Consider the following 13,411-nt stretch of genomic DNA (forward strand, 5'->3'; position numbering starts at 1 on the left):
TTCAAGGCCACAAGGAGCTCAGTGCATGCTGAGGCTCCTGAGGGCGGAAGTTGCTAACTTCTTCTCTAGTATCTCTGTTAGGCTTGAAGACGTATCCCACGCCTCTTACCGTAAAGAGCATGCGTTCACTTTCTGAACTTTCAATCTTGCTGCGCAGTCGGCACACCAAAACATCAATGACGTTGGTTTTAGGTGTCACGTCCATCGCCCATACGGCACGCATGATCGTATTCTTGTTAATAATCTTGTTGGGGTTCGACATAAATAAATCCAAAAGTTTATATTCCAGAGTTTGCAGGTGAGCTCTGGCGCCATTCACATAAACATCGCGCTTAATTCGACACAGCTTTAAGTTTTGAAACTCGAGTGTTTGTTGCCTTGGCATCGTGTGACGCAAAAGACCTCGAACGCGCATCTGCAATTCCATTATTGAAAAAGGTTTCGCAAGATAGTCATCTGCACCCATACCCAACCCGTTTAAGCGATCTTCGACCGAGTGGTGACCACTGACAATAATGATTGGCACTTGGTTTTCCTGCAGGCGCACGGCTTTTAAAAAGCTGATTCCGTCGCCTTCCTGAAGAGAAATATCTAGAATAATAAGGTCGTAAGAATTCGCTCGTAATTTGCAAATTCCCTGAGTCGCGCTGGATTCGACATCGCAGGCTGCACCCAAATCCTTCATTGCATGAGAAATGATTTTCGATATTTCCAAATCGTCTTCAAGAAGCAGGAACTTCATAGTCAGTCTCTTTCATTTTGTTATCGTTTATTTGCAAACCTAATCAGTTCTTGTTTGAAAGTCTCTTTAAAGTTCATTCAGTAATCTCATCCAAGTTTGGTATAGTAAAAACTCTAGGTGAGCGCTTCAAACATCGTTCTGACTTCGCGATAAAAGCGTGGAGGGACCTCAACAAGTAAAGGCCAAAAATCTGCTTTGACAGATTTTTGCTCGTGCAACTTCTCCTGCATTTTTTTAAAGAGTTGTCCCAGCTGCTTCCCCTCTTCCTCTGTAAAGTGTGTTTTACCCGCAAGAAAAATAAAGGATTCTTCCTCGATGAAATGATTTTCAATGGTGGCGCGCAGTTGACGCGTACTTGTTTCCCACGCTGTCGCCTCTGATATCTTTTTTAAATTCTGCAGCTGAATCAAAAATACTCCGTGGTCAAGATGACGTGTTAACGTCACAGCGCAAATGGGATTTGCCACTTTCAGGGGAGTATAGAAAGTCACTTCCTCTAACTGATGATGAACTGCTAACAAATGAATGATGTAGTCAATAAAGGCTGAGCGCGTGTTTAAATTAGAATGCGGAATTTCGCATAGATTATGAAGCCAACCCCGAATGACTTTATGTTCTGTAACGAGTGCAGCAAGTATTTCCATGTGCGACAGGGTAAAAGGAATACAGCATGTTGTCTCTGCTGCCGTGGTTGAGTTGCCTAGAAAAAACCAAAGTACACCTTTTTTGATTGATTAGGGGAGAGGTTGTAAGTTTGTTTTTCCCAAAGGAATGTCTTTCGGATCCACAAACTGATTCACGACACATCGGTAACGCATTTTATCTTGATCGTCATAAATCGCAATCGCAGTTGAGCGAATATAAAGTGATTTTCCCGCATGGTCGCGAATTTCAGTCACGACTTCGCACCAGCCATGGGTTTCCAGCAGAGTGGCGAATTGACGGGGATTGAATTCAAAACTGCGGGGCATTAGCTTGGCGGTTGTCGAATTTATTAACTCTTCCACTGCATACCCCAGGTGTTCGGCAAAAAATTTATTTACCATCACAAAGGTATTTTTCCTGGCATCTGTTACATGAGCACTGATTTGCGCATTTTCGTAGGGCTTAAACCATTGTGCACATTTAGCTAAGAGGGCCGCATCGTCGCCATCGCTGTAGAGCAACGCCAATTCCTCTTCAGAGAATTTCTTAATGTCCGCGTCCACAGGATGGACATGGGCCAGGTAATAAAGGGGTTTTCCTTTATCATCAGCAACGGTCAGCACATCGATTTCTGCGGGAAATAATTTTCCGTCAACGAAAGACGGGCAAGCTTTCAGACGCTTTTCTTTGACCAGATAGTCCTTGGCAGAGGAGCGCAGAATTGTTTGTGGATCGCCTTTTACCATTCCTACAAAGAATTGATTTAATAAAAGAAAATTTCCATTTCTGGCGTTTGCGACAAACACGCCGTGGTGGCTGGCCGAATACTGCGAAATCCACAGCGAGCATTGCTCCCACGGAGCCACCTCATGTGTCCAGTCTTCGATAAGTTTTAAAAACTGATCTCCCTGGCCACTGGGATCTGAGATTTCCACGACAGATTCTTTGACGAATAAAAGGTTCTTATTTTTACATTGGCGCCAGGTATAGCGGATGCCGCCGTCACTGATGAGTTCGGTTTTATCCCAGAACAGATCTCTTTCAGAGCGCTTGCCGATTTCTTTTTCCGAGTATCCTAAGAGTTTCTCGGCGGGTTTGTTCCACACATGTATGTTGCCCGCATGGTCGCTCAGATAAGCCGCGACATCATGGTCCTCATAAACCCGATTGATGAGATAACTGTCAGTTTTTGACATATCTTTTCTCTGTTAGATGTTTAATATTATTAGACACCCAGGCGGTTATATAAACACGTTTCATAATTGTGAGGTTCGAATTCCCCTCAGAAAACAAAAGCGAATTTGGTGCAAAACATATTCAACCAACCCAGATTGCATTACATCAAGGTTGGTTTAAAAATTCCATCTTCATTGAGTTAGTTTTATGACAAGTGTTGGGCCACAAGGCTTACATATTTGAGGGGGCGAACAAGAACGTTTATCCTTCAAGGCATGTCACTATCTGATTTTATTCGAAAAAAACGAATGGGAGCATTTTTAACCCAAAGAGAGGCCGCAAAACTCTTGGGATACAGCCGTTCTCAATTCTTATCGAATTTGGAACGCGGTAACCGTAAGCCACCTCTCGAAATTTTAAAACGTATGTGTGAGATTTATAGGGTTCCGGAAGAAGAAATGAAAGCGGAATATATCAAGCAGATTACGGAAGACGCTAAAGAGAGCATTAATCAAAAATGGGATGAGAGAGACTCTCATCCCAAAAAGAGCAAATAAACTTTAAAACTACTGCCATTCAGGCGCGTGATTGCCCTTGATCATAACGTTCGTTTTCTTCATCGAAGCCCCCACGGGGCGGCGGCGAGGAAGAGAGAAGGTGACCGTTGTGCCACGCCCTGATTGGCTTTGGATTTGGACTGTGCCACCGTGTGCTTCGACGATCGTTTTTACGATCGCCAGGCCAATGCCAGCGCCTTTATCAGCGGTCTTTTTCGCTTGCCAGAAGTTTTCAAAAATCGTCGGCAATTGGCTGGATGGGATCCCTGGGCCATTGTCGATCACAGAAATATTCACGAACTTTTGGTCGCTGCGAACTTTGACTACGACCTTTTCACCTTTAGGGCTGAACTTAACAGCATTGCCAATCAGGTTCGAAAGCACACGCAAGACACGTTCGTTGTCATAAAAGGCTAAGACGGGAGGGTTGACACTGTCGATTTGTAAACGCACATCGTGTTGTTTCGCCATCGGCTGCATCAGCATACGAGCGTTATCTAAAACGTTGTCGATAGAAAGCTGATCCATTCTTAAAGTCAGACCGTCCATCTCCATGTTCTTTTGATCACGGATATCTTTGATCAAACCTTCAATAGTCGTCACCGTGCTTTTCACCAACTCGCCACTTTCCACGATGTTTAATCCCTGAGGAGTGGTGGCCATGCGGTCTGCTGTGGAAGCAATCATGTTCAAAGAGTCTTGAAGATCATGAGAAATTGCGAACAAAGTTTCGTCGCGATCTTGAACTGCTTTTTTAGCTTGTTCGTAAAGACGTTTTTGCTGAGCCAATTGGAAGGCCTGTTTTCTGGAAAGACGGATCACCAGATATGCCATTCCCAAAAAGATCGCCGCCAAAGAGCCTGTCAACCAAGTCATACCGAATGGAATCTGAGTTTCAGCCTGGCTTGCAGCTTCTTTAATTTCAGCTTGAGCTTTGTCGATTTCGATTTGATGCAAGTGAATGATGTCATCGAAAGCATCGTTAAGTTGCGAGCGCAAAGGATTCGTGCGGGCTTGATAAAACTGACCTACGATTTTTGATTCCGTTTTTTTCTCACGGTGCTCAACTGCCTGATCGAAAAACTCTTGCCCCTTTGTTTCAATATCCTTGATGCGTTTAACGATCTCGGGAACACCCGGAAGGTTGTGCTCTTTTTCAAAAGCCGCCAAAGAATCTAACAGCGATTCTTTTTCTTTCTTTTGTTTTTCGTAAATTGATTGGGATCCCAAAAGGAAATAGGCGCGGCCGTTATCTAATTGCGATGACGCAAGATTGCGTAAACGTTCGACTTCAATCAATGCTGAGGGGTCAGCGTGTGTCGTTCCGCTGTTTGAGGCCACGCCCTGGCGCACGCGCATGGCATAACCCCACGCACCCACCAAAACCGCAACAAAAACCGCTGACAGGACTAGCAATGCCTTTTTCTCGAATGTCGACTTGTTTTCAACGGGCGACATTTCCTGTTTTTCGTTCTCTTCCAATAAGACTTCAGTGTTGTTTGTATTTGTACTCATACAAATTGAATAGCAACTGCAGACTGGTTTAACAACCCTGAACATTAGAAAAAGGTAACAAGTCTAGTCGAAAATCCGTGTTCCACTAACGTGTGTGAATTTCATTTGAAGATTCCTTCAAACGCGCTCCCACTGCATTTGTGCAGTCGATTCGTAAATGGTTCGTGAAGACACGCCTATCACCTAAAATCATACAAACAAACTCAAATGGAGTCAGTCACCATGAAAAAGAAGCTCGTCTGCGCTTGCGTTGTTTTCGCGTCTCTCAATTGTTTTGCAAAATCAGAAGTGTCAGGGATTTTGGGTAATGGATTCCCCAGTGAGAAGCTCGTGAAGCTGACTCTGGACGAGCAGGATTATCAACGGGCTCTTACGGCCTATCGTTTTTGGTACCCCACAGTTTCAGCAGAAAGTATTTTCAACGGCAATCGCGAAATTGGTATCGCTGACCAGAATATTTCCGTGCTCGCAGCTCAGCCGTATCATACGGGGTTCACTTTGAATTCAGACACTCCCTATGGTGGGGGAGTTCTTGATTTAAAAAATGGTCCGATGGTGATCGATGTTCCACCTGGCATGTATATTGGCTTAGTGAATGATCACAATCAAAAATGGATTTTGGATTTCGGTTTACCGGGACCGGACGCTGATAAAGGAGGAAAACATCTGATTCTTCCACCGAATTATCGCGGCGAAATTCCAAAGGGCTACCATGTAGGGCGCTCGGCCACCTATAAGAATCTGGTGGCCATTCGTGCGTTGCCAACAGATGGAGACATGAACAAAGCGACACAGGCATTATCGAATATTAAAATCCATCCACTCAATAACCCTGAGCAGTTGGTGAAGATGTTTAACGTCACTGCGCAAAAAATGGATTCAAGTCCGCTGCGTGTAGAAGACAACATTCAGTATTGGCAGACCCTGCATAAGGTTCTTTCAGAGGAACCGACAAACCCCGAATACACCGGCATGTATGGCTTGCTGGAAAGTTTGGGCCTGGAGCGCGGAAAAACATTTAATCCCGATAAGCGCATGAAAAGCATTCTGGAGCGCGCGGCACGAGACGGAAAAGCGCAAATGATTGTGGCCGCCTTTGCGGATCCTCGGCCGGAACGTATCGCCTGGAAAGACAGGAAATGGGAGTGGGTAAGCTATGTGTCTACGAATGGAAATTTTGCGACTGCTGACGGCACCGATATGCAAGCCAGAGATCGTTGGTTTGCGCAAGCGATCGTAACTTCGCCAGCCATGTTTGCGAGAGTGCCAGGGGCAGGTTCGCTTTATTGGATGGGGTTGCGTGATTCGAAAGGCACTTTCTTGGATGGTGGCAAATCCTATAAACTGACAGTGCCGTATCCTGTGCCAAATAAACTTTTTTGGTCGGTGACCGTTTATGATGCGAAAACGCGCAGTCAGGTGCAAACACCACAAAACAAAGCGGCTTTGCGTTCGTTGGTTGAGATGAGTGATATTCCCGAAGGTACCAAAGAAGTAACCTTGTATTTCGGTCCTAAGCCTCCAGCAGGTAAGGAAAGATATTGGATACAAACAGCTCCCGGAAAAGGTTGGTTTGCTTATTTCAGAATTTATGGACCGACAGCTCCAGCCTTTGATGGTACTTGGAGGCCCGGTGACTTTGAGTCGACGACTTTCTCTTCGTCTTCAGACAGGATCGGCATGAACCCTAACTAGGTCTTCAAGTGTTCGGCCCGCTAATTTTTTTTGAAGTCGTCTCGCTCTGAAATGTTGTCAAAAAAAATTAGCTGTATCGAACTCAGAAATATGGAGCGAATACTCTGTTAATCTTGAAATAGCACGTACGAAATTTGTACTAAAAATTCAGTCTTTAAGTTCACCGCCGCAACATCCGAAAAATTCTCGCGGAGGCAAATGTATGGGACGTATTCAGTATCACTTGTTCAATCCAAGATCACTCTCCGCTGACACTATCAAGTTAAGCAACGATGTCTATGAGCTGTGGAAAACAGTTTATAAAGAAGTGCTTGGTAAAGTCGGCGAGCCCTTGAATCCGGATGACTTTCATCGGTGTGATGTGATTGTCGCGCTGACGGATGATAGCAAGGTCTTTGGATTTCACTTATATAGTTCATTTGATCTGCGTTCGAATGCGCTTCGCGATCATCATTACATGAAGGCCTTCGACGATATCATTATCGGAAAATTCAAAGCCCTCGGGATCAACAATATGATGAGCATGGAGTACTTAACTGTAGCGCCAGAATATCGCTCGCGCAGCTCTGACGTGAATTGGTCAGAGATCATTATCGCATTGGGAAGTCGGGTGATGGAAGCAGGTCCGTGGGATTGCCTGGTCGGCACAGCACGCCGCGATCTGAATGTGCGTCGCAAAGCCGCGAAAAGCGGAACCAACTATTTTGGCAGCGTCATCAAGATGAATTATGAGTGTGAGATTTTAATGACCAAGAGTGGAGCGGTGCAGCCTTTGTCAGATCCTAAGGCTGCTGCTTTAGTCGATAAACTCTGGTCGGAAAAAATGAATCACACCGATCTGCTTGATGAAAACAGAGTTATTCCTCTTAGAAAAATCGCTTAATTATTTTTATAAACAAGTCCGTTAATGAGAAAGAGATAAAAATGCAAAATAAGAACGTAAACGAAGAATTAAAAGAGCTTTTAAAATATTCCAAACAACAAATCGAAGGCTTTCCATGGGAAGATAAGCAAGCTTACTCCGCTTGGGTTTCTCAAACTTATTATTTCGCCCGTCACACCACGCGCTTGTTGGCGCTCGCAGGTGCGCGCACGGAGTTTTCGGCGCCGGAGTTTCATAACCGCTTTCTAGCTCACAGTGGTGAGGAAAAGGGTCATGATAAATTATTGGTGAACGATCTTAAAACGTTGGGCAGCAAGATGGAAGAGTGGCCAGAGATGCCAGGCACTTGCGCTCTTTATCAAACGCAGTATTATTATATTGAGCACGAATCGCCGATGGCATTCTTTGGTTACATCCTGGGCCTTGAAGCCTTGGCAGCCTATTTCGGAGATCACATTAATTCCCGTGTGGAAAAAGCATGGGGGCCAAAGGCTGCGCACTTTGTTCGTGTGCATGCCGAGGAAGACGTAGGCCACACGGATGAAGCGCTAACAAAGATCGCAAGCCTGCCCCCACACCATCAGACCACGGTTATCCAGAATCTAAAGCAGACGCTGTGCTATTATGAGCAGATGCTGAATGAGTGCAAGCAGATGGCGAAAGTTCGCGTAAAAAACGCTGCCTAGGTGTATCACTTAGAGACAGTCTCAAAGCGGTCCGTTGAGGGCCGCTTTTTTTTAGCCGATAAGCAAATGTCATGAGTAAAGATCCGTCGCAGTACAAGTTTAACCTTGAGCGTGAACTCGCTCAATTGAAGGTCTTTCGTGCCTATCTCTTGAATTCGATATTCTGGGGTGGCATCGCATTTTCCATGTACTCGCTTTTTAATTTCGGATCTTTGGTGATGGAGAGTGGTTCAACTTTTCATCAAGATTTCGCGAGTTCTTCTGATGAACGCAAAACCTATATGGCTTGTGTGATGATCCTGCGAACCATTGATCCTTCCGCAACTGAATTCAGTACCTGCGAACCCTACAATAACATGGACAAGATTAAAAAAGGTGTCGTGGCCACAACCGAGCCCATCGATGGGGAGTGTCCTCCCAACTATCGCTTAACTACAAACTTTGGCATGCCTGTTTGCAAAGCTGAACGCCAAGCCGTCAAATAACAACTTCTGTATTTTACTGGTGATGTTTCCGGGGAATCTAAACATCGCTATGATGACAACATGAAGTTATTCATCGTTTTATTTTCATTGCTGTTGATGGGAGCATCTGCGGATCGTGATGACGATCGTTTGACCTTCGTGGGTTATAACATGCCTCCGTTTTACATGAGACCCGATGCCACGGGAATCTCGGGTGCGGTTCATGAGATCGCACAATCCTTGTGTGAGAGAGAAAAGCTTTCCTGCCGTTTTACTATTCTGCCGTTCACGGAAGCCATGCAAAATATTTCAGATGGAAAAATGGAGATGGGTGGTCCTGTCGCCAAAACTCCCGAGCGCGAAAAGCACTATTATTTTTCGACACCGCTTTTTCACACCCGGCTGGCATTTTTTGGTCTGGAAAAGAACGTGAAAAATATAAAATCCCTGGATGATCTGAAGGGTAAAAAAATTGGCGTCACCAAAAATTCCATCACCTTTGAAAGCCTCACCGAAATTAATGAAAGCCTGAAAAAGAAAGTGGATATCTTGCCTCAGAAGGACACCTCGGTGACCGTAAAGATGGCAGAGCTGGGCACTTATCATCTGGCATATCTGAATGAGGATTATGGAAAATATTGGATCCAACGTTATCGCAGTAAGTTGCAAGAGGTGCCGGAGTTAAAAAAAGAATTGGATTACCACATCATTTTTTCTCGCAAATCCATGACCGAGGCACAGTTTGCTGCCATCGATGCACAACTTAAAAAGATGATCGAGGAGAAAGTGATCGAAAAAATCACGCAGAAGTATGGGTTGCAATCAATTGAATCGCCGAAAGTGGAAAGACCCGATTGATAAACAAAAAAACCGAATGCTTTTGAAGCACTCGGTTTTTCTGATTTTAAAATTCAATATGCAAGATTAGTCGTTCAGACCGAAGCCAGAAACTGGGAACATAGAAACAGAGATCTGATAAGTCTTACCCTGTTGGCTAGCACCAGCATCCAACCATTGCGCAAGGTCTTTGCGGAATGATTTGATTTTTTCTTTCGCTTCTTCAAGACGAGCTTCATCAACTGTGATGGTGATAGTTGATTGTTCACGATCTTCACTTGGCATCTTTTCAAGAAGGCGCTCAAGTTTGCGTTTCATTTTTTTCTCGCGGCTTACTTCTGCAAACTGCTGAAGTTGCTCACCTGGCAAATTCAAACGTTCACCAAACATACGGATCGTTCTCATCGTCACCGTGCGCTTGCCGTTAAGAATTTTTGACAAGAATGAGGAATCAACTTCCAGGTGTCTTGCGAAAGCACGCAAAGAATAACGTGGATAGTTTTGACTACGACGAGCTAACTCGTCCTCAAGGAATTGGCGAAAATCGGAGTTTTTAATTTGTTCTTGCATGGCGACAGTTAGTATTTGCAGGGGACCGAATAATCAATTCTTTGTTCACAGTCTTACAGCAATTTAATAGAGCCAAAGTGTTTGCGTCAATTTTTGCAAATTTTATCGAATATCAATAGTTTACGAACTCGTCCGTTCTCCGGAACATTACAGAATTTGGTGAAATTATATGCAGTTTTGAAAGGTAAAAACTCATTCAAAAAGGCGTCCAATTTGTCTTCATAGTTGTGTGTGCTGATGATGTAGCGACTGATAAACCCCGAATTTTTCTCGTGAATTCCTCGCATGATGTCAGTGATCGTGTGTGTCCCCACGCCGATGATCACAACGGTTCCTGATACTCTGTGCGTCAAACTCTCTCCACTTTGTGACCAAAAATACGCGCGTTGATCTTGCTCATACTTTTGGTGCTTTTGTTCGAAGCGTGTTTTCAGTTTTTCAATGATGTGGGGAACCTGATCGACAAAATGGACTTCGGGAAAACGACCACTGCGATAGGCACTTAATCCCAGGTAGCCATGATCGCAGCAAAAATCCCAAACGGGTTCGTTGGGAATCAAATGGTCATAGGCCGCTTGCATGCGATCGGAAAGTTTAAACATGCGTGCATACCTAGCATATGGCCTTCTCCAAGGCTATGGCGTACTTGTGCTGCCCTCGGGAAAACTGCGGCGGTGTTGCAAAGGCGGTGATTCTTGACTGTTTTACGAGAGCATTGGAGACTGCGCCCATGAAAAAAACTCCGTTAGCTGATACACACGTTTCCTTGGGTGCCCGCATGGTGGATTTCGCCGGTTGGTACATGCCTGTTCAATATATTGGTCTTCGTGAAGAGCATGATAACGTTCGTAAGAATGTTGGCTTGTTCGATGTTTCTCACATGGGTGAAATCCGTGTGAAAGGACCAAAAGCTCTTGAGACGTTGGAGTGGTTGACGACCAACGATGTGGCTCGCTTGAATGATGGCGAAGCTCAATACTCTCTGCTGCCAAATGACCAAGGTGGTTTGGTTGATGATATCATCGTGTATTGCCTGACAAAAAATTCTGATTACCTGGTGTGTGTGAACGCCTCTAACAAAGACAAAGACTTTGCTTGGATGACGAAGCATAACAAGGGCTCTGATATGACGGATGAGTCAGATAAATGGGGTCAGATCGCGATTCAAGGTCCGAAAGCTTTGGAACTTTGCGATCGTGTTTTTGGATTTAAAGTCAGCGAAATGAAACCTTTCACTGTGAAATCCGGTAAATTCCAGAACCACAATATTATGGTGGCAACGACGGGCTACACGGGCGAGAAGGGTTGCGAAGTGTTTGTCGACACTGCGGGAACTCCGGCTCTTTGGAATGAGCTTTTGGCTCAAGGTAAAGATTTGGGAGTGGCTCCGATTGGTTTGGGCGCCCGCGATACTCTACGCACTGAAATGAAGTATTCTTTGTACGGTCACGAGATTGATGACACGACGAATCCTTACGAGGCGGGTCTTGGTTGGGTGATTAAACCAGCGAAAAAAGACTTTATGAACAAGGCGCAAATCGTTGGGGTCAAAGAGGCCGGTTTGAAGCAGAATCTTGTGGGATTTAAGATGCTTGAGAAGGGCATCCCTCGCCAAGGTTACTCCCTGTTTTCTTTTGACAATAAAGAGATCGGAAAGGTAACTAGTGGTACTCACTCACCAAGCCTGGATGAACCAATTGGCATCGCATTTATCGATGTGGCTTATGCCAAAGAGGGAACTGAGTTCCTTCTTGATATCCGCGGACGTAAAGTGAAAGCGGTTGTTGTTAAAACACCATTTATTTCGAAATAAGGAGCACTCAGATGCCATTTCATATTCCTGAAGACTATTACTACACTAAAGAACACGAATGGGCTCAAGTTGACGAGAACATCGTAACTGTTGGTATCACTGAGTTCGCACAAGATTCTTTGGGCGAGATCGTTTACGTTGAACTTCCAGAAGAAGGTCAAAAAATCACTCAAGGCCAAACTTTCGGCGTTGTTGAGTCCGTAAAAGCCGTTTCTGACCTTTACGCGCCAGTTTCTGGCACTGTAATCGAAGTAAACGCGTCTTTGGGCGACGATCCATCTGTTTTGAACGACGATCCAGTGAACGAAGGCTGGTTGGTTCGTATCGAAATGGATACTGAAAAGGAGCTCGCAAACTTGATGCGCGCCCCTGATTATAAAAAATTGATCGCTGAGAAATAATTTTTATTGATTTAGCGACAACAGTTCGCTAAATCTTTGTTTCCGCTAAAACGGTGTTGCCCCGCTGGTGAAATTGGCAGACACGCTAGACTTAGGATCTAGTGCGCAAGCGTGGGGGTTCAAGTCCCTCGCGGGGCACCAAATCTTTCTTCTCTGATCGAAGAATAACTAAAGCTGACTTAATAGGTCGGCTTTTTTTATTTGTGCGGTTGATTTGGTACCGCCGCTTCGGGACTGTCGGTCGTGCGGACCGCCTTTGCGGTCCTTCTTCCTCCATGCTCCACACTAAAACAGTCCCCCGGACTGTTTTAGCGCGGGCACAACCTCTTGGGGCTTTTCGTCTTCGTTCTTGGGGACCTCGCTCTTGCAGAGCTCGACTTGCTTGTTGCCCTTGGCAACTCGCTTTCGCTTGTCTTTTAGGAACATCGCGATTTTCCGAATTTCGCCAGTTAGTTACTTTTGGCTTTAGGTTAACTGCATTTCGTTCATGGATTATTCCCTGCAAATCAATTGTATTTGGAGGTTCCTATGACGCGAATCCAAAGACTTTCCACTGTAATTGCAGAACAATTCGAACAAATGATGCCTTCGGATCTTGATGAAGAAGCAGCTCATTTTGAGTACTTCATGTTGGATATGTATCAAATCGCTAAGATTGAAAAGACTCATGTAGAGTTGATGCATCTTTTTAACGACAAAGTTCTTTCCCCGGTATTTATCGATCACAAGTTAAAGTCCCTTTTGCATCGATACGATACATTCCTTATTGGTGTTGGTTTAAAAGGTGCCGGGTGGCATGTCTTGTTTATGAGTCCGCCTTACCATGCTGGAAATGTATAACTTCTATGTATTTACAATTTTGTATTTACGAGGTAGGATGTAGATGACCAAGATTCAGGGTTTTGACTGGGATCAAGGGAATATCGGGAAGGTTCAAAAGCACGGCTTATCGATCAAAGAGATAGAGCTCTTTCTTGAAAGGAATCCTCTGCTTTATTCCGATATTGCGAACTCCAAGAGTGAAACGCGTTTCTTTGCGTTCGATCGGTTCGGGGCTAAGATCTTATTTGTCGTTTTCACGATTCGAGCTATCGACAGAGTTTAAAAGTTTAGAGTCATTTCAGCGCGATATGCTCATAAGAAAGAATGGGAGAAGTTCCATGGCAAAATCTAAAAAGAAGAAGTCAGACGCTGATCCTCTTGAAAGAGACATGTCTTTCCTTATAAAGGAAAAGGGTAAGTGGGTGCGTTTGAATGACCTTTTCCAGCTCCAAAAGAAAAATAAAACGATCACGTTGCGGGTGAGTGACGATTTGCTTAATGAAGTAAAGAAAATTGCTAAAGATGATGATATTGACTATCAAAAACTCATCCGAAATATCTTAATTGAATACGTCTCCAAACGTGCGTCGTAATCCTGTTTTCTA

The 13,411-nt window shown here is 44.5% G+C and carries 17 protein-coding genes and 1 tRNA gene; 12 read left to right on the forward strand and 6 right to left on the reverse strand.

Annotated elements, in window-relative coordinates:
- Position 1: 1 nt before the first annotated feature.
- The 3 genes from ACLSU7_RS15095 to ACLSU7_RS15105 form a co-directional block, all read right to left on the reverse strand.
- Positions 2 to 742, reverse strand: coding sequence for a response regulator transcription factor (locus ACLSU7_RS15095; protein ID WP_413292744.1), 741 nt, complete (start codon positions 740 to 742; stop codon positions 2 to 4).
- 113 nt (positions 743 to 855) lie between these two features.
- Positions 856 to 1,386, reverse strand: a complete 531-nt coding sequence (locus ACLSU7_RS15100; RefSeq protein WP_413292745.1) for a hemerythrin domain-containing protein — start codon at positions 1,384 to 1,386, stop codon at positions 856 to 858.
- A 90-nt stretch (positions 1,387 to 1,476) separates the two neighbouring features.
- Positions 1,477 to 2,583: a PAS domain S-box protein gene (locus ACLSU7_RS15105; RefSeq protein WP_413292746.1), complete on the reverse strand. Its 1,107-nt coding sequence runs from the start codon at positions 2,581 to 2,583 to the stop codon at positions 1,477 to 1,479.
- A gap of 255 nt (positions 2,584 to 2,838) precedes the next feature.
- Between ACLSU7_RS15105 and ACLSU7_RS15110 the strand changes: the two genes are divergently transcribed.
- Complete coding sequence (locus ACLSU7_RS15110; protein WP_413292747.1) at positions 2,839 to 3,120, forward strand: helix-turn-helix domain-containing protein; 282 nt, start codon at positions 2,839 to 2,841, stop codon at positions 3,118 to 3,120.
- A gap of 9 nt (positions 3,121 to 3,129) precedes the next feature.
- On the opposite strand, the gene ACLSU7_RS15115 is transcribed toward ACLSU7_RS15110, so the two are convergent.
- The gene (locus ACLSU7_RS15115; protein WP_413292748.1) at positions 3,130 to 4,635 is read right to left on the reverse strand and encodes a sensor histidine kinase; all 1,506 of its coding nucleotides are present in this window, start codon (positions 4,633 to 4,635) and stop codon (positions 3,130 to 3,132) included.
- A gap of 222 nt (positions 4,636 to 4,857) precedes the next feature.
- On the opposite strand from ACLSU7_RS15115, the gene ACLSU7_RS15120 reads away from it, so the two are divergent.
- The 5 genes from ACLSU7_RS15120 (at position 4,858) to ACLSU7_RS15140 (ending at position 9,221) form a co-directional block, all read left to right on the forward strand.
- A complete protein-coding gene (locus ACLSU7_RS15120) occupies positions 4,858 to 6,330 on the forward strand; it encodes a DUF1254 domain-containing protein (protein WP_413292749.1) in 1,473 nt (490 codons plus the stop codon).
- Between the two features lie 202 nt (positions 6,331 to 6,532).
- Positions 6,533 to 7,213 (forward strand): hypothetical protein, encoded by a 681-nt coding sequence (locus ACLSU7_RS15125; RefSeq protein ID WP_413292750.1) that lies wholly within the window; start codon positions 6,533 to 6,535, stop codon positions 7,211 to 7,213.
- Positions 7,214 to 7,254: 41 nt separating this feature from the next.
- The gene (locus ACLSU7_RS15130; RefSeq protein ID WP_413292751.1) at positions 7,255 to 7,899 is read left to right on the forward strand and encodes an iron-containing redox enzyme family protein; all 645 of its coding nucleotides are present in this window, start codon (positions 7,255 to 7,257) and stop codon (positions 7,897 to 7,899) included.
- Between the two features lie 71 nt (positions 7,900 to 7,970).
- Entirely contained in the window at positions 7,971 to 8,384 is a 414-nt protein-coding gene (locus tag ACLSU7_RS15135) for a hypothetical protein (protein WP_413292752.1), read from the forward strand.
- A gap of 60 nt (positions 8,385 to 8,444) precedes the next feature.
- A complete protein-coding gene (locus ACLSU7_RS15140) occupies positions 8,445 to 9,221 on the forward strand; it encodes a substrate-binding periplasmic protein (protein WP_413292753.1) in 777 nt (258 codons plus the stop codon).
- A gap of 66 nt (positions 9,222 to 9,287) precedes the next feature.
- Here the strand turns inward: ACLSU7_RS15140 and ACLSU7_RS15145 are convergent, their stop codons facing one another.
- Positions 9,288 to 9,770, reverse strand: a complete 483-nt coding sequence (locus ACLSU7_RS15145; RefSeq protein WP_142701443.1) for a DUF4423 domain-containing protein — start codon at positions 9,768 to 9,770, stop codon at positions 9,288 to 9,290.
- A gap of 86 nt (positions 9,771 to 9,856) precedes the next feature.
- The gene (locus tag ACLSU7_RS15150; protein ID WP_413292754.1) at positions 9,857 to 10,372 is read right to left on the reverse strand and encodes an SAM-dependent methyltransferase; all 516 of its coding nucleotides are present in this window, start codon (positions 10,370 to 10,372) and stop codon (positions 9,857 to 9,859) included.
- A 128-nt stretch (positions 10,373 to 10,500) separates the two neighbouring features.
- Between ACLSU7_RS15150 and gcvT the strand changes: the two genes are divergently transcribed.
- The 6 genes from gcvT (at position 10,501) to ACLSU7_RS15180 (ending at position 13,399) form a co-directional block, all read left to right on the forward strand.
- A complete protein-coding gene (gene gcvT / locus ACLSU7_RS15155; protein ID WP_413292755.1) occupies positions 10,501 to 11,583 on the forward strand; it encodes a glycine cleavage system aminomethyltransferase GcvT in 1,083 nt (360 codons plus the stop codon).
- An 11-nt stretch (positions 11,584 to 11,594) separates the two neighbouring features.
- Positions 11,595 to 11,984, forward strand: a complete 390-nt coding sequence (gene gcvH, locus ACLSU7_RS15160) for a glycine cleavage system protein GcvH (RefSeq protein WP_142701441.1) — start codon at positions 11,595 to 11,597, stop codon at positions 11,982 to 11,984.
- Between the two features lie 58 nt (positions 11,985 to 12,042).
- A tRNA-Leu gene (locus tag ACLSU7_RS15165) sits at positions 12,043 to 12,125 on the forward strand.
- 387 nt (positions 12,126 to 12,512) lie between these two features.
- Positions 12,513 to 12,824: a hypothetical protein gene (locus ACLSU7_RS15170; protein ID WP_413292756.1), complete on the forward strand. Its 312-nt coding sequence runs from the start codon at positions 12,513 to 12,515 to the stop codon at positions 12,822 to 12,824.
- Positions 12,825 to 12,867: 43 nt separating this feature from the next.
- Positions 12,868 to 13,089, forward strand: coding sequence for a BrnT family toxin (locus ACLSU7_RS15175; protein WP_413292757.1), 222 nt, complete (start codon positions 12,868 to 12,870; stop codon positions 13,087 to 13,089).
- Positions 13,090 to 13,144: 55 nt separating this feature from the next.
- The gene (locus ACLSU7_RS15180; RefSeq protein ID WP_413292758.1) at positions 13,145 to 13,399 is read left to right on the forward strand and encodes a CopG family antitoxin; all 255 of its coding nucleotides are present in this window, start codon (positions 13,145 to 13,147) and stop codon (positions 13,397 to 13,399) included.
- Positions 13,400 to 13,411: the final 12 nt, after the last annotated feature.

Origin of the sequence: Bdellovibrio sp. HCB185ZH, from assembly GCF_047302455.1 — a bacterium.
Lineage (GTDB): Bacteria > Bdellovibrionota > Bdellovibrionia > Bdellovibrionales > Bdellovibrionaceae > Bdellovibrio.